The following is a 21,970-nucleotide window of genomic DNA, read 5'->3' on the forward strand; positions in this document are numbered from 1 at the left end:
GTTACTCTTATAATTCAATTTTAATTTTAGTGTCTTTTTCTATGCTAAATTTAGCATCTTTATACGAAGGCGGCCCCATAAATCCTTTGGCGTTGTTTGAGGACGCATAATCTTCAGAAGGTATTCCCATTATATTTTTATCCAGTTTTGCGTTGTTGTTTTCATCATGAAACACTGAAACTGCATACTCTCCTGCAGGAAGATTAGCAAATGTTACGGTTACCTGGTTGTTCTTAATTTCTGAACTTGAGCCTTTGAAAGCCGTTTTAAGAAAGGTGCTTTGTGAGTTGTACAAACCTACTCTTACCACTCCTGTATTATTTTTGACACCTGAAACAGAGATTGTAAGATTTACATTTTGTGCTGACAACAGACTACAGATAAAAAGTGCAACTAGGGTGATAATTTTGGCCATAATTTTATTTTTTTTTAGTTAATAGATTGAATCGATGATTAAAACTCTGATTTATTTTTCTTTATGATTATACTTCAAAAGTATGTCAGATTTTACTGTTTTAAAATTAAATAATACCGAGTTGTCGAATTTTGCGACTGAATTGTTTTTTTGAGCTTCCACCATCTGATGTATTAAGTTTTTTTCTGAGCAGCTTAGCAACTATAAATTCTTCAATTGATTTTCATTTTTATTATCGCTTATCGTCCAGAAAAAACCCAAGAAGAAAAATCGGTCTGCAGTAGGCACAATCGCTTGTCTTTGGTAAACACCTGATGCATCAGGCGTTCTGGCATAATCGTAGCCAAAAATATTTTGTGTCCCTAATATATTTGAAACAGAGAAATAAAGGATTTTTTGTGTCGTTAATAAATACGCCCAGTTGAAACTCAGACTGTTGTATGATTTTGTTTTACCATTCATAAACTGCGTTTGGTTTGGGTCATTGTAAGGACGACCTGTACTAAAACTATTTGTAAAGCCTACCTGTGATTTCCAGTCTGTAATAAAATATTTTGTTACTACAGACAAATTATGATTGGCAATAAAACCGGGAGTCGCCATGTTCGGAAAGTTTTTATACTGTCTTTCTGAATCGATATAAGAATATGATATCCAGTATTCTAAGTTCTCATACAAATTACTGTCTCTCCAAAATAAATCAAGCCCTTTTGCATATCCTGAACCTTTATTATTGAAAACCGAATTGTATTGAATATCTCTCGTATTATACTGAACCAAATTACTATAATCTTTGTAATACGCTTCGGCCCTAAAAGTCTGACCCGGTTTTGTAAACTGATAATTCAAAATATAATGACTTGCTTTTTCGCTTTCGAACTGATGGTATTTTGAATATTTGATATAATCTACAACCGGCGTCTGGGAAAAATCTCCGTAAGCAAAAGAAAACTGACTGCTTTTTGAAACCTTGTACCCTAATGAAGCTCTGGGTGCAATATTATTTTCGTTTAACAAACTATTATTGGAATATCTGAGACCAATTTTTAATGCTAAATTTTTAGAAAATGAGACATCTCCTTCTGTATAAGCTGCAAAAATATCAGAATCGTAACCATTTGCAACATCGATAGAAATATTGTCTGTAATATCTTCATTATATTTTGTAATGAAATAATCTGTCCCAAAAGAAATTTTAAAATGGCTTGAAACTTTTTTTGACAATTTCAATTTCAGCTGTGCCGCATTTTCCTGATTCTCAATTCCGGTGATATTATATTTCAGTTTGTTTTTACTGTAGCCATAACTAATTCCCGAAGTTATCTGCCAGCCAGTTCCAAAACTACCTTTATAAGAAGAATTTAAATAAAAGTTATTATTATTCATGTCAGTCCTGACTGGATTCTCAAAATTGATATTTTTCTGGTTCAAATCGAATTTTTCTCCATCAAAAGATGCGTACAATTTGAAAATTCCGTTTGTAAAATTATATCTGTAAACCGTTTCGCCGCCAAGTGACTGGTAAGGACTGTTCCAGTCAACATTTTGAGGAATTACCGCCTGATATGGAGCTAAGTTCACATACATCATATTTACGCTTAAAGAACTTTTGCTCCATTTTTGTGTATTCCCTAAACTTAGGCCCACCGTCATTAATCCGATATCTGTTTTTTCATGGTCGGCTTCATCCTGAGTATTCAGAAGCAAAACACTTGAAAGAGCTTCCCCGTATTCTGCAGAGTAACCTCCGGTAGAAAAAGCGATTCCGCTGAATAAGAAAGGAGAAAAACGGCTTCTTGTAGGTAAATTATTTGTGGTTGCCCCGTACGGTTGTGCCACTCGAATTCCGTCAACAAAAGTCTGCGTTTCGCTTGCTTCTCCACCACGCACAAACAAACGTCCGTCTTCACCAACCGTTTGTGTTCCTGGTAAAGTCTGCAAAGCAGCAACAATATTTCCGGCAGAACCGGCTGTAGTAACAATGTCTAAAGGTTTTAAAACAGAAACCCTTGCCTTCTCACCCGATTCTAAAGTACCGGCAGTAATAACAACAGCGTCAAGGGCATTTATATTTTCTCTTAATTTAATTGTCTGATCTTTATAATTGGCAACATCAATTTCTGTTTTGAAAGTTTCGAAAAGTAAAATGCTTACCACAAGGAACTTATTTCCTGTTTCAGTAGTTTCAAAAGAAAACTCTCCGGTTTCAGAGCTTGTTGCTCCATCATAAGTACCGTCTAAATAAATATTAGCACCGGCAACCGGTTTTCCTTTTTGATCCAGAACTTTTCCTGAAATCGTATTTTGAGCAAAACTTAATGCGGTAATAAATAAAAAAGATATTGTAAAAAGTAATTTGGTTTTCATGTCTTCTTTGGTTTTTGATAAAGCAAATGTATTTTAACTATTCTTGTTAAAAAAGATTAAATAACCCAATTGTAGATTTTTGGGGATGAGTTGTAAAATACTAATTTGTATCTTTAGCTATTAATTGAAAAAAACAGTAATGATGTCAGAAAGCAAAAGAATTTCAAATCTGTATCAGTCCGTTTATAATGGAAATCCGTGGCTGGAAGTCACTCTGGCAGATACTTTAAGAGATATTACCGCAGAGCAGGCTTACAGAAAAGCAAATCCTAATCTCAACACGATTTGGGAAATTGTCAATCATCTCATCCAATGGAGAAGGAATATTTTGCATCGTATGCAGGGAGAAACGATTATAACACCCGACCATAATTATTTTGTACCCGTAATGGATCCATCTGAAGCAGCCTGGGAACAATCACTTCAAACTTTAGCCAAATCACAAGAAGCCTGGAATGCTTTTTTTGAAGATTTTGATGATGCTGATTTAGCCAAGATATATGCTAACAATAATCATACATATTATGAACACATTCACGGAATCATTCAGCATGATGTTTATCATTTGGGTCAGATTGTTATTTTGAAAAAACTTCTTTAATACTATGAAAAAAACTTTCTTTTTAATCGCTTTTTTATTCATAAATGCGATTGGAATTTCTCAGGAAACCGAAATCAAATTTGATGAAAAATTAGCAAAATCATTGAATGCCGATGAATATGGTATGAAAAAATATGTTTTCTGCCTTTTAAAATCAGGAACCAACACCACGGTTTCCAAAGAAGAAAGCAAAAAATTGTTTGAAGGCCACATGGCAAACATCAATAAATTAGCAAAAGAAGGAAAGCTGGTTGTTGCGGGACCTTTTATGAAAAATGACAAAAACTACAGAGGCATTTATATTTTTAATGTGACAACTATTGAAGAAGCAAAAGCTCTTGTAGAGACTGATCCGGCAATTGGGGCAAAATTACTTGAAGCCGAATTAACGCCTTGGTATGCAACTGCAGCATTACAGGAAACTCTAAAAATACACGACAAAATTGCCAGGACGAAAATGTAATTTATGAAAACAGAAAAAGAAAAAATGATCTCTGGCGAATACTACAACGCTTTTGACCCCGAATTAGTAAAAGGCCGCCGAACTGCAAAAAATCTTTTGCATAGCTTAAATGTAAAAGAATACCGGGTTACCAAAAAAGCAAGAGAAATTTTAAAAGAATTGATTCCAAATGCCGGAGCTGCATTGTATATTGAACCACCTTTTCATTGTGATTACGGATATAATATTATTGCCGGCGACAATGTCTATTTTAATGTAAATTGTGTTGTTTTGGACTGCGCTCCTGTAACTATTGGCTCAAATGTATTTATTGCACCGAATGTTCAGATTTATACTGCATCTCATCCGCTTGACGCTGAATTGAGAAAAACATTGGAAAATGCTTATCCCGTTACCATTGGAGATGATTGCTGGATTGGAGGAAACTCTGTGATTTGTCCAGGCGTAACAATTGGCAAAGGCTGTGTTATCGGTGCCGGATCAGTTGTTACCAAAAACATTCCGGACAATTCATTGGCTGTTGGAAATCCTGCTAAAGTAATTCGAAAATTAAATCAGGAATCTGAATCTCAAAACTAATGCTTACTCTCAATAAAGTACATCATATTGCCATCTTGTGTTCAGATTACGAAAAATCGAAATATTTCTATACACAGATTTTAGGTTTAACTATTATTCGTGAAATCTATCGCGAAGAACGCCAGTCTTACAAATTAGATTTGGCTTTGAATGGTTCTTATGTTGTTGAATTATTCTCATTCCCTAATCCGCCACAACGTCCTTCAAGACCTGAGGCTGCAGGTTTACGTCATTTAGCTTTTGAAGTTATTAATCTGGAAGAAACAGTTGCTTTTTTGAATTCTGAAAATATCGAATCAGAACCTATCCGTATTGATGAAAACACCGAAAAACGATATACTTTTATCGCCGATCCGGATTTATTACCAATAGAATTTTATGAAAGATAATGTTTTTATGATATTATTCTGTGAGATATTTCATCGCTATGCTTGCAAAAACATACTGAAAGATTTTTCTTATATTGCTAATTTTAACACAATATAATGAGTATTTTTTAATCAAAACCCAATTTGATTCTCTAATTTTGTAATCCGCATAAAAAAATGCGATTTACAAATTTTATAGTCTGATGAACAAAACGGCGCAAATCAAAAAAAATCATCAATTTATTAAGTTTCGAAAATTAGTTATTGTTTCTGTTTTAATTGGCTTCCTTTCTGCTTTTCTCGGCATTTCACTAAAAAAAATAACCGAATACTACGAAGAAATATTCTTTCATGAAGTATCGGTAAATCCTATTTTTTACATCGTTTTTCCCGTATTTGGACTATCTGTAATTTATTTTCTGAGACAATATCTTTTTAAGAAAAAAGAAAACAAAGGAATTAAAGAAGTTTTTGAAAGTACCGGTTCCAAATCTAAAAACTTACCTTCTTATAAAATTCCTTCTCACTTCATCAACGGATTGTTAACTGTTATTTTTGGGGGCTCAACCGGAATCGAAGTTTCTACCGTTGTGGCCACTGCAACAATTGGCTCTGTAGCTCACGAAAAAGAGAATGTCTTCCGCCAATACAAGACAGAATTAATCTGTGCCGGAGTTGCGGCAGGCGTTACGGCACTTTTCAGCAGTCCGATTGCAGGAGTTTTATTTGCCTTTGAAGTTATTTCAAGAAAAGTAACCCGGGCTTTTGTTATTTCAAATTTAATTGCAGTCTCTATCGCTTTTGGTTTATTAACCATTTTAAAAGAAGAACCATTGTTTGCAGTTTCAATCACAACCTGGCATTTAAAAGCGATTCCGTATTTTATCCTTTTAGGAATTTTGGCAGGAATGAATTCTGTTTACCTGACTCGTTGTGTTTTGTTTTTTAAATCTCAATTCGGAAAAATCGATACACATTATTACAAAATTATAATCGGCTCAGCGGTTTTAAGTATTTCGCTCTTTATTTTTCCGCAGTTATATGGCGAAGGATATCATGCAATTAAGACCAGTTTCGTTTCTTCAAACCAAATAATGACGTTTACTTTAGCCTTAACTTTCATTGGCATATTGCTTCTTAAACCAATTGTTACTTCCATAACATTAGCTTCTGGAGGTGATGGTGGTGTTTTCGCACCAAGTCTTTTTATCGGAGCTTTTCTGGGATTATTACTGGCTTCTGTCTTAAACAGCTTTTTCCATGTAAATGTAATTCCGGTTAACTTCATGATTATCGGTATGGCTGCAGTTCTGAGTGCCAGTATCCACGCCCCTTTTACAGCTATATTCTTGGTATGCGGACTCACAAACGATTATACTTTATTTTTCCCGATTCTTGTGGTTTGTTTAATTTCGAAATACACAGCAAAAATGATTTATCCATATACAGTGTATAGTTATTCTCCAGGTTTAATAAAATAATTTCAGCTTAATAAACCGTCGATTAGAAATCTTCAGGATTAGCAACCCAAAGCAAAGTGTATTTTAAAGCATAACAAAAAAAAATCAATTATAAGCAAAACAATATTATACAATGCCTGTTCAGAAAATAAAAAGAGGATATCGTAAAACGCGCTACATTCTTTACAAAGAGACTTTAGTTGATTACAAAGAACACTTTTGGTCTTTTTTAGGTTCTTTTGTCGGAATTGGAATTTTGGCATATGTTCAGTCGCTTCATTTTTCGGGTTCTGATGCTGTATATTTAATTGGCTCTTTCGGAGCTTCCAGTGTTCTGGTTTACGGCACTATACAAAGCCCTTTTTCTCAGCCCCGAAATTTGGTTGGTGGTCATTTAATTTCAGCATTAGTTGGTGTTACAGTCAATAAATTGATTCCGGACGTTATGTATGTAGCGGCACCCCTGGCGGTTTCTATAGCTATTATTTTAATGCAGATTACCAAAACACTTCACCCGCCTGGAGGTGCAACGGCTTTAATTGCAGTTATTGGAACAGAAAAAGTAAAAGCGTTGGGTTATCTGTATGTTCTGTCTCCGGTTTTTACAGGAGTTCTAATTTTGTTATTGACGGCTTTGATTTTTAACAATATGACTTCAGGCAGAAGCTACCCTAGCCACAGCACGTATCATAAACATTATCATAAGATTCGAAAAAGACTGGCTAGAAAGTAAAAGTTTTCAAGTCTCGTTTGTCACCCTGAGCGAGTCGATGGGCATTACTATTGGAAAAAGCTTCGACTCCTCTCAGCCAGACAAACTAATTGATAATCAATTTTCTAAAATCTTTTCAACAAAACACGATTCGCAATTCGTATTTCGTTTTTTATAATTTACCTTTGACTTCTCAATAAAAACAAAGATTATGGTTTATAAATTTAGAGTAATTCTGGATGCCGAAGAAGATATTTTCAGAGACATTGCAATTCTTGAAGACGATACGCTTGAGGATTTACACAATGCAATCTTTAACGCTTTTGGTTTTGATGGCTCAGAAGTGGCTTCATTTTACACTTGTGATGACACATGGAATCAGGAAGATGAAATTCCGCTTTTTGATACAGGGGATGTTCCCGGCGAAATCAGAACCATGAACGATTATCCTTTATCTAGTATTTTAGACAAACAAAATACAAAGATTATCTATGTTTATGATTTCATCAGTATGTGGACATTTTTAGTGGAGTTGGCTGCCATAGAAGACGAACAAGTTGGAGCTACCTACCCAGAAACTTTATTTTCTCACGGTGAAATGCCAGCAGAAGCCATCGAAAAAAACTTCGAAGCAGATGACATGCACAATGATATCTATGGTGAATTTGAAGATGACTTAGATGAAGACGATCTTGACATGTTTGAAGGTGATGATAGTTTTGAAGACTATGGTTTTGAGGAGAATTGGAACTAGTAAAAAGGGGCAAAGGTTCATAGTAACAAAGGCTCAGAGGCATTTCTAATCTTATGACTAAAAACAAGTATTTTTCTACTTTTGTGTTTAATCTATTTTTAAATATAAAATTATGAATAATACTTTTAGAAGCCTTTTTGTCTGGCAAAAATCTATGGCTTTTGTTACAGAAATTTACCAATTAACAGCATTATTTCCTAAAGAAGAAATTTACGGATTAACTTCACAAATTAGAAGAAGTTCAGTTTCAATTCCCAGCAATATTGCTGAAGGTTACGGAAGAGATGGAGACAGTGATAATTTGCGATTTTTGAATATTTCTATGTCGTCCCTGTTTGAAATACAAACACAACTCGAAATTTCTTTCAATTTAAAATTTATAACTGAAAATCAATTTAATAAAATATATGGTGACAGCAGGGAAATAGAACGAATGTTGAGTTCCTTTATACGAAAAATAAAAGATCGCAAGTAGCCTTTGTTTCTCTGAACCTTTGCACCTCTGAACCTATAAAAAATGATAAACCTATTCAATACCCACATCGAGACTCTGGCGATACACCGCGTAGGAAACAAAAGCCGAAACGAAGCGATTTTTTTATCGGAGCAGCCCTTTAATTTAAATGATGAAATTCTACCATTAATTAAAGAGTTTTTTTTTAAACCTTTTAGAGAAAAAGAAGAAAATTATTATCAGTTTGCGCACGAAGTGGATCTGGACTACAACGACATGTTTAAATTTGCAACTGAAATTTTTGCAAATCCATCCAGTGTTCAGGAAGTATCAAAAAAAATCACAAAGCATTTATACGAACAGTCAAATCATCCTCACATTAAAAACGGAGAGGTTTATGTGACATATCTGACTAATTTAAGTATTGACAACAATGTCGTTGATGCGATTGGAATTTTTAAAAGTGAGCTGCAATCTGATTTTTTACAATTTGAAGAAAAAGACAGTAATCTTGAAATGATTTTGCAGCAGGGAATCAATCTGAGTAAATTAGACAAGGGATGTCTAATTTTCAATTACAAAAGAGAAGAAGGATATAAGATCTTAACCGTTGATAGCAACCGCTATGATGCGCGTTACTGGTTAGAGAACTTTCTTTCTGTTGATGCTTTTGAAGATGAAAACTTCATTACCAAAAAATACCTGAAATTCTGTCAAAACTTCGCTAAAGATGTAGTTTTGCCTGCAGAAGACAAAAAAGAAGAAGTCATGTTTATGAACAGATCAGTGAATTATTTCGCTAAAAATGATCAGTTTGAAGAACAGAATTTCCTGAATGAAGTATTAGACAATCCCGATTTAATTCCCGAATTTAAAAATTATAAGGTTGATAAAGGAGAAAAATACAGCATCGAAGATGTTACCTCATTCCCTATCGCAAATGCTGCAGTTTCAGACGCCAGAAAATCAATTAAAAACGTAATTAATCTGGATACCCACATTCAGATTAAAATGGATTTCATCAATCCTGAAAGTGCAGAAAAATTTGTTGAAAAAGGCTGGGACGAAGAAAAACAAATGTATTATTACTTAGTGTATTTCAATAAAGAAGAAAAAAGCTAAGAAGCCATTCATTTCTCTACTTACTTAAACAAAAAAAACGGCAATTAATCATAATTGTCGTTTTTTTATTGTTGAATTTTATTCTTAAGATATTCAAGCATCTGTAATGTTATAGGTTTGGAAAGGAAATCTATTATAATAGGATATTTTTTTGATTTGGCTAAATCTTCAGGATTAATTGTAGATGACAAAACAATAACACTTACAGAATTAAATTGATTATAATCAGGGGTAGTAAAATGATCTAAAAATTCCCAGCCTCCCATGACCGGCATATTTAAATCCAGAAAAATCAATTGTGGCTTTTTTATTGGCTGATCTTTACTATATTTTAAGGCATTGAAATACGACAAAGCTTCTTCGCCGTTTTGGGCTGTAATGATTACTTCAGAAAAACCTGCCTTTGAAATCACCTTTTTAGACAGCATCAATGTAATAGGATCGTCATCAATACATAAAATTTGTTCCAGCATAACTTAATTTTTAAATGTTATGATAAATGAGGTTCCTTTATTGACCTCGCTTTCAATACTAATTGTTCCTCCCATAGTTTCAACCTGAGATTTCACAAGGTACAAACCAAGACCTTTACTATCAGGATAATTATGAAATCTTTGATATAATCCGAAAACCTTATCACCATTTCTTTCTAAATCAATACCGATTCCATTATCAGTAAAAGTTAAAAAAACTGTCTGATCAACCTGCTCAGCAGTTATTGAAATTTTTAATTTTCTATTCTCAGATTTGTATTTTATAGAATTGGTTAGCAAATTTAGTAATATACTTTCAATATATGCTTTATTAGTGTTAAGTAATGGAACGTCATCCAGTTTAAGTTTTATTATTGGCTTATGTGCCTCAATTTGAAAAGACAGCTGACCAAATACATTTTCAAAAACTTCTGCCAGAGAAACCATTTCTTTCTGCATCGATGGGTTATCTTTTATAACGATAACTTTTACAAGATCATTAATTGTTTCATTGAGAAGATACGTAGACTTATAAAAACCATTCAGAATCTCTTGTAACTCCGGGTTGTCTATAGGTATGTATTCAATCAGGTTCAGCAATCCCATTAAATTAGACAAAGGAGCCCTCAGATTATGCGAAGTTATGTAAGAAAACTGCTTTAAATCTTTATTGTTCTGAGTGAGTTCACGGATTAAATGCTCTCTTTCAGTTTCCAGTTTCCTTTCCTCAGTAATATCCTGCTGAATCGATATCCAATGCGACAAAATGCCTTCAGAATTAAAAATTGGGATCATGGAAAAACGAACCCAATATTCTTTTTTATCTTTGCTGTAACTTATCGTTTCGATTAAGCACTCCTTTTCTTCTTTGATTGCCTTTAATACTTTTTTTAATGCTTCAGAATCTGAGTTTGGCCCTTTAAAAACATTTGGCGACTGCCCCAGTATCTCATCAGATTCATACCCCGACATTTTAGAAAAAGCAGGATTTACGTAAACAATTCGCGGGATTTTCCCATCAGTAGAAATGGCTTCAGTAATTAAAATAGAATCCTTAGACTGTATAATTACGGTTTCTAAAAGTTTAAGACGCTGCTCTTCTTCTTTTTGTTTTGTAATATCCTGAATAGCTCCAATCATTCTGATAGCTTTGCCATTTTCATCTTTTAAAAGAAAACCTCTGTCCAAAACATATTTATAGCTTCCATCAGCACATCTAAACCGGTATTGATCCTGCCATTTTTCAGTTTTCTGTTCAATAAAAGAGTATAATTTAACCGACATCCTGATACTGTCTTCGGGATGAATTTTATCAAACCACCATTTAGAAGTTGCCCCTACTTCTGCCGGCATGTATCCAAAAACATTTTCGATTCCTTTATTCCATGTGATGTAGTCTTCCTGAATTCTCCAGTCCCAGATAGTGTCACTGGTGGCTTTGGCAACTATATCGTACTTTTCATTAGACTCTTTAATTTCTTCGTTAGTGAGCTGCATTTTCTCTAAAATGGCAATATTCCTACTTTCATTTTTAGATAAAATATAATTAAAGATTAAGCCTGTGAATAAGATGAAAAAGATGTCTTTTACAAAACTAAAATAAAAGAATTCTGTATTTAAAGCGTAACAAATCAGAAATTTATGACATAAGATAGCCATAAATAACGAAATGATAATATATATCAGCGTAATTTGTCCGGGTTTGCTTTTCATTACTCAAATATAGATAAATAAACCAGATTGAACCAAATAGAAATGCTTTTAAATCAATAGAATTATTATCATTACGTTAAACTAATTCACTGGCAATACGTAAACTATCTTCAAAACGTTTTTTATTAAAAAATAAAGTGTACCTTTGCGCCCATTAAAAATCACAGATGGAATCTATTAGAAACATTGCAATTATTGCCCACGTCGATCACGGTAAAACCACTTTGGTTGATAAAATTATGTATCACTGTCAGCTATTTCGTGAAAACGAGAACACAGGTGATTTAATTCTTGATAATAACGATTTAGAGCGTGAGAGAGGTATTACAATTACTTCTAAAAACGTTTCTGTTCAATATAAAGGAACAAAAATCAATATTATCGACACTCCAGGCCACGCCGATTTTGGAGGTGAAGTAGAACGTGTATTGAACATGGCTGATGGTGTATGTTTACTGGTTGATGCTTTTGAAGGTCCGATGCCGCAAACACGTTTCGTATTGCAAAAAGCGATCGATTTAGGATTGAAACCCTGCGTAGTTATCAATAAAGTTGACAAGGAAAACTGTACTCCGGAAGAAGTTCACGAGAAAGTTTTTGACCTAATGTTTGAATTAGGTGCTACTGAAGAGCAATTAGATTTTCCGGCTGTTTACGGTTCTGCTAAAAACAACTGGATGTCTGATGACTGGAAAAACCAAACAGAAAACATTGAGCCATTATTAGATATGGTTATTGCTAATGTTCCAGCTCCTAAAGTTTCTGAAGGAACTCCACAAATGCTGATTACTTCTTTAGATTTCTCTTCTTTTACAGGCCGTATCGCTATCGGACGTCTTGAAAGAGGTACTTTGAAAGAAGGAATGCCAATTTCTTTAGTTAAAAGAGATGGAAAAATCATAAAATCAAGAATTAAAGAATTACATACTTTCGAAGGTTTAGGCCGTAGAAAAGTAGAAGAGGTTATTGCCGGTGATATTTGTGCTGTAGTTGGTATCGAAGGTTTTGAAATTGGCGATACAATAGCTGACTTCGAAAATCCAGAAGCTTTACAGACTATCGCTATCGACGAGCCAACAATGAGTATGTTGTTTACAATTAACGACTCTCCTTTCTTTGGTAAAGAAGGTAAATTTGTTACTTCCAGACATATTCGTGAAAGATTAACAAAAGAGCTTGAGAAAAACCTGGCGATGAAAGTTGGAGAAACTGATTCTGCTGATAAATTCATGGTTTTTGGTCGTGGTGTACTTCACTTATCTGTTCTTATTGAAACAATGAGAAGAGAAGGGTACGAGCTTCAAATTGGTCAGCCACAGGTAATCATCAAAGAAATTGATGGTGTAAAATGTGAGCCAATTGAGGAATTAACTATTGATTTACCTGAAAATCTTTCTGGAAGAGCGGTTGAATTCGTAACGATTCGTAAAGGTGAGATGCTTTCTATGGAAGGTAAAGGTGAGCGTATGATTATTAAATTCAACATTCCATCTCGTGGAATTATCGGTTTAAGAAATCAATTACTTACTGCTACAGCTGGTGAGGCCATCATGGCACATCGTTTTATCGGATATGAGCCATATAAAGGAGAAATTCCCGGACGTAACAACGGTTCGTTAATCTCTATGGAAAACGGAAAAGCAATTCCTTACTCTATTGATAAGTTACAGGATCGTGGTAAATTCTTTGTTGATCCAAATGAAGATATATATGAAGGTCAGGTTATTGGAGAAAACACTCGTAGCGATGATATGACTGTTAACGTTACTAAAACGAAAAAACTTTCAAACGTACGTTCTTCAGGGGCTGATGATAAAGCCAGAATTATTCCGGCTATCAAATTCTCTCTGGAGGAAGCTTTAGAATACATCCAAAAAGATGAGTACGTTGAAGTTACTCCAAAATCTCTACGCCTAAGAAAAATCTACTTAAGCGAAACAGATAGAAAGAGATATAAAATCTAATTGTATTTAAATTTTCAATATTAAAATCCCAAATTCCAATTTATTTTGGAGTTTGGGATTTTTTTTCCACCTTTTTATTTAGAATTTAAAAATTTCAAATTTTAAGCAGTTATCTTTTCAGACTAAAATGCCCTTTTGCCTCACGCCCATCTTCAAATTTTGCTGAATACCAGTAATCGTCAGCCGGCATCGGACTTCCCTGAAATGTACCATCCCAACCCGAACCGAAAGGAGAAATCTGATTGATCAGTTTTCCATACCTGTCAAAAATATAAATAATAGATTTCGAATAAAATTCCTGACTTACACCCTGTACATTCCAGGTATCATTATAACCGTCTCCATTTGGAGTAAAAAATTTAGGCGCTCCAAGAACTGCAATCGCTTTTTCAGCAATACCGCATCCATTCAAATCTTTGATGTAAACTGTATGGAAACCGGCTGTAACATTTTCGAACAAACCTGAATCCTGATAAGGCCCATTTGAATCTGTAATACTATAAACATAATTTCCGGGACCTGTTACATCAACCTTAACCGAATTGTTAGCACTCAAATCCCTGATTTCAATATTTTTAATTTCAGCCATATCCGATGGCGCTACCTTTATCATACGGGTTCTCGAACAATTACTTGCATTTTTCACCTCAACACTATAAGTCCCTTCCTTATTAACTTCTATGGAATAAGTTGTTGCCCCCGGAATTATATTGCCATTTAAATACCATTTATAAGTGTAATTATTAATTGATGTATCATCATTAATACCTGCTTCAAGCTTTACCATAAACTCAGGTAAATTAACACAAACGACCTCGTCTTCTAATCCATCAGTATTTAAGTCTATGCTGGGAAATGGATTTACTATTAAATTGAAATTTACGAATCCGAAGCAATCATTTGATAAAGAATTCTCTATTCTGGCCCATATCTTCTGAGTGTTTGGGTATCCCGTATTCCTGTAATCTGAAATATTGGTAATCGCTAACGAATTTCCTAAAGCATCTGTTTCAGCCAGAAAATCGGTCTCATTTTTATAATAATTTATCGTATAATTTGTCCCAGATGCTGGAAGTGCATTTATAATTTGCTGTGTAACATTAGTGAAGTTAAAACCAGAAATACCATCTGTACTTGTACTTATTCCATCAACAAAGTCATCGCATAAATTATAATCTGCAACTTTAAAAGCAGCTGGCATTTTAGTTACGGAAACTAAAAGATTCAGTTGCGAAATCGTAAAACAGCCGTTTGTGTTTTCAATTCGTACATAAATCGTTTTATCAGAAGCCCTGTAAGCATATGGATTTGCAATTAACGATGCATTGTCTTTTAATTCTGCTGCTGTAAAAGTGGTATAATAACTAAATTTTTCTAAAGCAGAATTTGCCGAAATATCATTATTTTTCTGCGTGAGATTAAACATCGAAATACCGTCTGTATCATCGTCACATTGTACTAAAGTTAGTGGCGATTTAACAATAGGTAATGCTAATATAGTCAAAGTCGCTGCGCCTGAATATAATCCGCATGAATTGCCAGTCCGGTTCAAAAATACTCTGTATTGATAAGTATCCATAGTCTTCAAAACACCTGAAACTGTCAATGATAATGTATTTACACCTGAATATGTTTCGTTATTAGACAAATCTGCCCATGTTGCACCATTATTAATAGACACCTGCCATTGATAGTTAGTAATTGAAGTTGCTATGACCGTAAAAATTGCATTTTGTAATTCACAAACCGATTTATTTTCCGGTTGCTTATCAATAATAATCGGTGCAGCAATCGTATAATTTAAATTGGGAGTGGTATAACCATTTCCACTAGTAACTATTCCTTTTTTATTTACGGTTGGAGGAGAAACCGTTCCCAAAAAACGATCATCATTAGCATCAATAAATCCAGCTTCTATCACATCTGAACAAAGATCATTATCACTATCCCATTCAACAAAATTATAAATACCGTCTGAATCCGTATCTGCTATACTATAATTTAGTTTTCCGATTTCAGCAGTAGTTTCTACAGTATTTGCCAAGCCGTTTGAACCAAAATTATTCCCGTCAATTATGCCATCACGATTTACATCTGCAGCATTACTTCCGGATTCGATCAAGTCATAAATTCCGTCATTGTCACTATCCAGATCTAAATAATCAGGAATAGTATCGCTGTCAAAATCCGAAGGCATCAGTCCGTTTCCATAAGCATCATCAATTCCGTCATGATTGGTATCAGTATTAGAAAGAACTTTTAAATTTACGCCTTTTGCTTCAACCGAATCTGGAATTCCGTCATTATCACTATCCAAATCCAACTGATCCGGAATTCCGTCTTCATCTGAATCTTTAGGAACACAAACCAGATAAAATTTTAAAGCTGTTCTGTTTAATGCCGTGTCAGAAAGGTTTTGATGCTTAAAACTTATCATTTTAGACTGATTTGTTAAAAATTTAAAAGTTCCTGTACCAGCTGCTAACGGAACAGCACCATTTAATCGGAAACGAATTTCAAAGGATGAAAATTCTGTTACACCACTTTCATAAAAACCGTCATAATTGGTATCAATTAATAGCTGGTTGTCTGGATTCAAAACCGTCACAGTTTTGTTGATTTCTGAATTTACAATATATTCGGCTGTAGAATTAAGGAAATCAGCAGCATTTCCTGCTGAAATATAATCGAGACCAACTGAAGCAGGCTTACTAAAAGTTATCGTATATTTTACCCAATTCGTTTTTCCGGGTGGCAGTTCACTTACAAAACTTCCATCAGTATTTCCTAAAAAGGGTGTGCTGCTCGCAGTCATTGATGTCGTTAAAACTCCTGAAAATGCATTGGTGTAACTACTTCCTATGGAAATAGCATTCGAACTTAAATTAGAAAGATTGATATTCTGATTTCCTAACGATTCAGTGCAATTCGCTATCCCATCTGCATCATTATCCAGATCAATATTATCATTGACTGTGTCATTATCCATATCCGCCGGACAATCGCTAACCGGAATTTCATCCGAAAAAAATTCTGTTCCACAGGCCGTTAATGTTGCTCTTACTTTGTAGTATCCTGGCTGTGTTGGCGAATAGCTGTTTGAATTAGCTCCTGAAATTTCTGCATTATTAAAATACCATTGAAAAATATCAAATCCGGCAACAGAACTTACATTAAGTCTGACATTAGGAATACAGCCTGACTGGCTTACACTTAATTGTTGAAAATTAATTTCGGGTTTAAAGGTAAAACCTGAATAATAACCACCAAAGGTTGCTGCCCCGTCACTTCCATATGCTGCCAGGTACAATTGAGAACTTGAAAAAACTGAAACATTACCTTTTAATCCGGTAAGCACGTAACATTCATATTCTGTGTTTCCTGTTACTGTAGCTGGTCCAAAAACCGTTACTTCCGGAAGGAGCGATGCTAAAGTATATGGAATTTTATCAATTATAAAATTTAAATCTGAACCTTTTTTTGTTGTAATTGTAACCCTGCCTGTAAAAAATCGATTCCCTATCGACTCAATATAAGGAATATTGTCTATGGACTTTGGAGTCTGGCAGCTTAAAGGCGGCACAAAAAACATTTCCTGATTGGCTTCATCCAGCCTTGCATTATCCCCCACGCTTTGATAGGCAAAAATATTTTTACTGGAACGTACATATAAATTACCCTGAATATTATAATCCGAACCTAAAAGAGAAACATATTCTCCCGAATTAATAATATAATTTGGAGTTAAAGACCCATTTAAAAATATTTCGGTATTATCTTGATGTGCAATTAAAATAACTTTTTCTACATTGTCCGAACCTGTACTTTTAATAAATATATACTCTGTCCCTGTTCTTTCTGCCGAAACAATCTGGTCTATTCCTAAATCTATATTATTTCTTAATTCGCCATTGGATCCCGCAAAGGAGCCACAATTTACAGCTATCGGTTTATTTGAAGTAATTAATGCCCCAATCAGTGCATCATTATTAACAGGCATCGGACCTTTTAAAGCAATAGTATAACTTTCTCCACTATTTAGGGTAATGCTTGGTAAGGAGCTTGAAGTAAGGGTATTATTAATTAAAACCGCTCCTTCGCTGATATCATTAAAATTAACTATTGTATTATTTTCAGTTGCTAAAACAGATGCAAATGTCAGATGCCTGTCTGAATATCCCTCATTTAATTTATTGGTAAGTCCGCTAATTCTAAACTGGGTTCCTAATGCTGCTAAACCTTTTGAAACTATTTCACTTGATTGATTGTCTGTTTCGTCACTAACTCTGACAGAAACATAAACAATATCTCCTGCTTCGATAATATAACCACGATTGGATTTAACAGTACTCACTTCAAATTCTTCCATAACGAGTTGACTTGCATTATGAGTATTGATATCAAATATATAAGGAACATCCCTGGAAACTGTTCCGTTGGTAATTGCTCCTCCCAATTCGTTTATGCTAAATCTAACGGGAACTAAACTTGGAGTAGAAATGTAAATATACTGCTCACCTACAGGCACACCGGCTGAACCCACAACTGGAGGAATATAATGAGTTTTGCTAAATTGTGAAAAGCTCAAAAAAGGCAATAACAGCACTGAGAGATATAAAAGTATATTTTTTAGCATATTTTAAAAGTAATAATTTTTGCATTTACTTTTAAAATCAAAGCTTTTTTTACCTCTTTTCATTAAATTTTTTCTCGGAATATATTTAAATAATCTGAAAAAAACTACATTACTAAAAGACTATAAATCCCTTTTTTTCAATAGTTTGTATGAAAAATAAACAAACAGGAATGTCCAGACAAGGACAATTACAACAGATAAATAGTCAACACTATAATCTTTAACATTTTCAACTCCCATCTGATTACCAATAGTTTTAATTACTGACAATCTTGTGAATGGCTCAATAATTAAATTTGACATTGATTCTAAAGGAAAGAACTTCATAATAGTATATCCAATAGTACTCTCCGGAAAGATTTTAAATAGTAAAAGACCTTTTGCAATTCCTTCCAGGATACTCCAGACCAAAAGAAAACCTAACGCAAAAGCAGATCGTTTTACCAAAATTCCTAAAAACAAACAGAAAGAAAAGAAACCTGTCAGTTTTATAAAAAAAGCCAAAAGGTAATCCAAATCCGTAAAGATAATTCCAAATTCTGTATAAGATGAGAAGCAAAGTCCTAAAATGATGCTCAATATAAAAATGAATATAGTTGAGCAAAATGCAAAAACAACAACCGTAAAGAATTTAGACAACACAAATTCTTTTTTGCTTAGTCCATCAATCAAATTCTGTTTTAAAGTACCGTAACTGTATTCATTCGCCATCATAGAAACAATAACAATAGCCAGAAAAAATTTCAGCCAGGCAGCAATATAAGTATTAAAGTGCCAAATAAAAGGGAAGTTAAAAATTCCCATTTCCGCTAAATGGAATTTAAAAACTCCCAAATCGAATTTTATTGAGGCAATTAAGGCAATGAATGAAAGTAAAATGAAATACGTTAGTGTCAATACTTTGCTGGCTTTGTTTTTCCAGATTTTTTGTAATTCTATAGAGATAAGTCTGTTCATGGTTAGTTATCTATACGCTGGCGTTTTTGGTTAATTCTAAAAATTGGGCCTCTAAACTGTTTTTACGCTTCACTAAATGACTTAGTGCAATATTTTTTGAGAATAAAAATTGATTTAGCTGAGCAGCTGACATTTCCGATTTTAAGTAAACCAAAATTTTGCTATCCTCTTCTGTAATGCTGTCAATTGCAGGATGCTCTTTCAAAATAGATTTCAAGGTTTCATTATCCTCAGACTGAACTTCAAAGAAACCTTCATTAGCCGACATTCCGTCAACAGATCCTGAATACAGCATCTCCCCTTTTCGCAAAACCACTACATGCGAACACACTTTTTCAACTTCATCCAGTAAATGTGAAGCCAGTAAAATAGTCGTTCCCTCTGAAGCAATTTTTTTAATAATATCCCGAATCTGATGAATTCCCTGCGGATCTAGTCCATTTGTGGGTTCATCCAAAATTAAGATTTCAGGATCATTTAAAAGTGCTGAAGCAATTGCCAGACGCTGCTTCATTCCGAGTGAGAAAGTACTGAATTTACTATTCTTTCTTTCTGTCAAACCTACCAAAGCAAGCTTTTCATCTATCTTAGAATAATTAATCCCTTTTATTTTGCAAACCAGCTTTAGGTTTTCTTCCGCCGTCATGTAGGGATAAAAATTCGGACGTTCTATAATTGCACCTACTTTTTTTAAAGCTTCGTGGGTTTCTATTTTTCCTCCAAACCAGGTGTAATTTCCCGATGTTCTGTTTACAACATTCAGAACAATTCCCAGGGTTGTTGATTTTCCACTTCCGTTTGGTCCTAAAATACCATATACGCGTCCTTTTTGTATTTCGAAAGATATATTTTTCAGGGCATGAATTCGCCCATATCTTTTATGAAGATTTTCAATTGTTAGTATGGTTTCCAAATTTATTTGTTTTTTAGTTTTTAGTAAGACGTTTCAACTTAGATTTTGTTACTACTAAATATAAATTGACGTAAATTTGCATTAAAGATATTGAAAATGAGCGAGCCTTTAATGCTTTTAAAAAAACCTTCTTACCCTTTAACACAACAACTTTTAAGCTATTTGGAAAGATATGAACGAATTTCAAAAGTTTCTGTGTTTTATGATGACTTACTGCGCTTTTCGGGTTCCATAAATGTTTATGATAAAAACGATGCTGATACCTTATGGATCAGGGTTTACTATAATGAATTTGAAAGAAATGAAATCGATCTGAACCTAAAGAAAATTTATTCCCTCTTACATTCTGACGGAAACAGTGAAATTATCCAGTTTCTTAATATTGATGCTATTGATTACTGCACATTTGGCAATTCAAAACCTTTCCGTATAAAAGTCCGAAACATTCTCAACGATAATTATGTTCACTTTTACATCAAAAAAGCTGATGCCTCGAGAATTTACGGACTGGAATTAGAAGATATTTTATCTCCGGACAAAATCAATTTTCTGGTTTATAATGATACGCTGATAGAAGAACATATTATCGGAATTCCGGGTGATGTTTTCATGGACACCTTATTGGACTCCTGTACCGAAACCGAAAAATCCCAAATCGCAAAAGAATTCGTAAAATTCAATGAACGCTGCATGATCAGGCTTTTAGGGGATATGCGTGCTTATAACTATGTAATTGTGCCAATCCATGATTTTGACCAGGTAGTATATAAAATCCGTCCGATAGATTTTGACCAGCAATGTTATGAGGGTAATTTTAAAGTGTATCGTCCTCAGTTTTTCAAGGAAAATTATCCAATGATCAAACTGATTAAGGAAAAACTTGAAGAACGTTCTATTTTTCAATACAAAGATGAAGAGCGTGCCATTCTGGCAAAACGTATTCACTCTGCCGAAAACAGAATTAAAAAGCTTTTAAATATAATGTGCCACGACACCATATCTACTGAGGGACATTTGAATCAGCTAAAAATGGAATTGTACCGTTATACTAATGACATGAAATTTAAAAATGCCAAATCAATGGGACATATTATGCATGCTGCTTTTGAATTCATTACCCGTAATTTTAAAAACACGAATTTGATTTAAAATTTATCTATGAAAAAGTCTTTCATAATAGCCACTTCTCTGGTTTTACTGGCTTGCCAACAGCAATCAGACAGTGATTTAAAAACACTGTATGCTTTGCCGAAAAAGCTTAAGGAGGTTTCAGGAATTACTTATTTTCCTGAGACCAATTTGATTTACACTTTGGAAGACAGCGGAAATAAAAATGAAATTTACGCTATAAATTCAGAAGGGAAATTAGACAAAACTATCACAATTACCAACGCACAAAATGCAGATTGGGAAGACATTACAAGGGATAAGAAAGGAAATATCTACATTGGGGACTTTGGCAATAATGACAACAAACGTCAGGATTTGTGTATTTATAAAGTATCTAAAGGTGAATTAAATAAAGAAAGAGCTGTTTCTGAATATAAAGTTTCTTTTTCGTATCCTGAGCAGACAGAATTTCCACCTAAGAAAAAAGAATTATTCTATGATGTTGAAGGCTTTTTTGAATACCAGAACTACTTCTATCTCTTTACTAAAAACCGAAGCAAAGGCTTTGACGGAACTGCTTTTATCTACAAAATATTAAATGCACCCGGAACTCAAAAAGCGGTTAAAATAGGGGAATTTAAAACCTGCAGCAATTATAATCATTGTGCTATAACAAGCGCTACAATTAGTCCGGATGGAAAAAAAGCAGCACTCTTAAGTCATGATAAAATTGTTTTATTCAAAGATTTCAAAGACGATTCTTTCAACAACGGTTCTCAAACTGAAATTGCCCTAAATCATTTTTCCCAAAAAGAAGCAATAGTTTTTAAAGACGACGACACTTTATTAATTACTGATGAAAAAACAAATAATATTGGCGGTAATGTGTATGAATTTAAATTACAATAG

At 33.9% G+C, this 21,970-nt stretch carries 19 protein-coding genes; 12 read left to right on the plus strand and 7 right to left on the minus strand.

The window, feature by feature from the left end:
- Window positions 1-7 precede the first annotated feature (7 nt).
- Window positions 8-415 (minus strand): DUF2141 domain-containing protein, encoded by a 408-nt coding sequence (locus GXM17_RS10895; protein ID WP_163399365.1) that lies wholly within the window; start codon window positions 413-415, stop codon window positions 8-10.
- A gap of 201 nt (window positions 416-616) precedes the next feature.
- Complete coding sequence (locus tag GXM17_RS10900; protein ID WP_163399366.1) at window positions 617-2,782, minus strand: TonB-dependent receptor; 2,166 nt, start codon at window positions 2,780-2,782, stop codon at window positions 617-619.
- Between the two features lie 139 nt (window positions 2,783-2,921).
- Here GXM17_RS10900 and GXM17_RS10905 point away from each other — a divergent pair, with 139 nt between their 5' ends.
- The 9 genes from GXM17_RS10905 to GXM17_RS10945 all read left to right on the plus strand — a co-directional run bounded on the left by GXM17_RS10905 (window position 2,922) and on the right by GXM17_RS10945 (window position 9,295).
- Window positions 2,922-3,383 carry a DinB family protein gene (locus GXM17_RS10905; RefSeq protein WP_244307379.1) on the plus strand — a complete coding sequence of 154 codons (462 nt, stop codon included), beginning with the start codon at window positions 2,922-2,924 and terminating at the stop codon, window positions 3,381-3,383.
- A 4-nt stretch (window positions 3,384-3,387) separates the two neighbouring features.
- Window positions 3,388-3,846, plus strand: coding sequence for a YciI family protein (locus tag GXM17_RS10910; protein WP_163399367.1), 459 nt, complete (start codon window positions 3,388-3,390; stop codon window positions 3,844-3,846).
- A gap of 3 nt (window positions 3,847-3,849) precedes the next feature.
- Window positions 3,850-4,425 carry a sugar O-acetyltransferase gene (locus tag GXM17_RS10915; RefSeq protein ID WP_163399368.1) on the plus strand — a complete coding sequence of 192 codons (576 nt, stop codon included), beginning with the start codon at window positions 3,850-3,852 and terminating at the stop codon, window positions 4,423-4,425.
- Complete coding sequence (gene gloA2, locus GXM17_RS10920) at window positions 4,425-4,814, plus strand: SMU1112c/YaeR family gloxylase I-like metalloprotein (protein ID WP_163399369.1); 390 nt, start codon at window positions 4,425-4,427, stop codon at window positions 4,812-4,814. The genes GXM17_RS10915 and gloA2 overlap by 1 nt, the downstream gene beginning before the upstream one ends.
- Window positions 4,815-4,996: 182 nt before the next feature.
- Complete coding sequence (locus tag GXM17_RS10925) at window positions 4,997-6,274, plus strand: chloride channel protein (protein ID WP_163399370.1); 1,278 nt, start codon at window positions 4,997-4,999, stop codon at window positions 6,272-6,274.
- Window positions 6,275-6,386: 112 nt separating this feature from the next.
- Window positions 6,387-6,986, plus strand: coding sequence for an HPP family protein (locus tag GXM17_RS10930; protein WP_163399371.1), 600 nt, complete (start codon window positions 6,387-6,389; stop codon window positions 6,984-6,986).
- A gap of 190 nt (window positions 6,987-7,176) precedes the next feature.
- Window positions 7,177-7,719, plus strand: a complete 543-nt coding sequence (locus tag GXM17_RS10935; RefSeq protein WP_163399372.1) for a plasmid pRiA4b ORF-3 family protein — start codon at window positions 7,177-7,179, stop codon at window positions 7,717-7,719.
- Between the two features lie 112 nt (window positions 7,720-7,831).
- Entirely contained in the window at window positions 7,832-8,194 is a 363-nt protein-coding gene (locus GXM17_RS10940; protein ID WP_163399373.1) for a four helix bundle protein, read from the plus strand.
- A gap of 42 nt (window positions 8,195-8,236) precedes the next feature.
- Window positions 8,237-9,295, plus strand: a complete 1,059-nt coding sequence (locus GXM17_RS10945; RefSeq protein WP_163399374.1) for a nucleoid-associated protein — start codon at window positions 8,237-8,239, stop codon at window positions 9,293-9,295.
- A 65-nt stretch (window positions 9,296-9,360) separates the two neighbouring features.
- Here GXM17_RS10945 and GXM17_RS10950 read toward each other — a convergent pair whose 3' ends face one another.
- Window positions 9,361-9,768, minus strand: coding sequence for a response regulator (locus GXM17_RS10950; protein WP_163399375.1), 408 nt, complete (start codon window positions 9,766-9,768; stop codon window positions 9,361-9,363).
- Window positions 9,769-9,771: 3 nt separating this feature from the next.
- Window positions 9,772-11,481 (minus strand): PAS domain-containing sensor histidine kinase, encoded by a 1,710-nt coding sequence (locus GXM17_RS10955; RefSeq protein WP_163399376.1) that lies wholly within the window; start codon window positions 11,479-11,481, stop codon window positions 9,772-9,774.
- 167 nt (window positions 11,482-11,648) lie between these two features.
- On the opposite strand from GXM17_RS10955, the gene typA reads away from it, so the two are divergent.
- Window positions 11,649-13,445, plus strand: a complete 1,797-nt coding sequence (gene typA / locus GXM17_RS10960; protein ID WP_163399377.1) for a translational GTPase TypA — start codon at window positions 11,649-11,651, stop codon at window positions 13,443-13,445.
- Between the two features lie 109 nt (window positions 13,446-13,554).
- Here typA and GXM17_RS10965 read toward each other — a convergent pair whose 3' ends face one another.
- The 3 genes from GXM17_RS10965 to GXM17_RS10975 all read right to left on the minus strand — a co-directional run bounded on the left by GXM17_RS10965 (window position 13,555) and on the right by GXM17_RS10975 (window position 19,951).
- Window positions 13,555-18,081 carry a T9SS type B sorting domain-containing protein gene (locus tag GXM17_RS10965; RefSeq protein WP_163399378.1) on the minus strand — a complete coding sequence of 1,509 codons (4,527 nt, stop codon included), beginning with the start codon at window positions 18,079-18,081 and terminating at the stop codon, window positions 13,555-13,557.
- Between the two features lie 120 nt (window positions 18,082-18,201).
- The gene (locus GXM17_RS10970) at window positions 18,202-19,038 is read right to left on the minus strand and encodes an ABC transporter permease (protein WP_163399379.1); all 837 of its coding nucleotides are present in this window, start codon (window positions 19,036-19,038) and stop codon (window positions 18,202-18,204) included.
- Window positions 19,039-19,048: 10 nt separating this feature from the next.
- Window positions 19,049-19,951: an ABC transporter ATP-binding protein gene (locus GXM17_RS10975; protein WP_163399380.1), complete on the minus strand. Its 903-nt coding sequence runs from the start codon at window positions 19,949-19,951 to the stop codon at window positions 19,049-19,051.
- 96 nt (window positions 19,952-20,047) lie between these two features.
- Here GXM17_RS10975 and GXM17_RS10980 point away from each other — a divergent pair, with 96 nt between their 5' ends.
- Both GXM17_RS10980 and GXM17_RS10985 read left to right on the plus strand, forming a co-directional pair.
- Window positions 20,048-21,100, plus strand: a complete 1,053-nt coding sequence (locus GXM17_RS10980) for a hypothetical protein (protein WP_163399381.1) — start codon at window positions 20,048-20,050, stop codon at window positions 21,098-21,100.
- A gap of 9 nt (window positions 21,101-21,109) precedes the next feature.
- Window positions 21,110-21,970, plus strand: coding sequence for an SdiA-regulated/phytase-like domain-containing protein (locus GXM17_RS10985; RefSeq protein WP_163399382.1), 861 nt, complete (start codon window positions 21,110-21,112; stop codon window positions 21,968-21,970).

Source organism: Flavobacterium fluviatile (assembly GCF_010645065.1).
GTDB lineage: Bacteria > Bacteroidota > Bacteroidia > Flavobacteriales > Flavobacteriaceae > Flavobacterium > Flavobacterium fluviatile.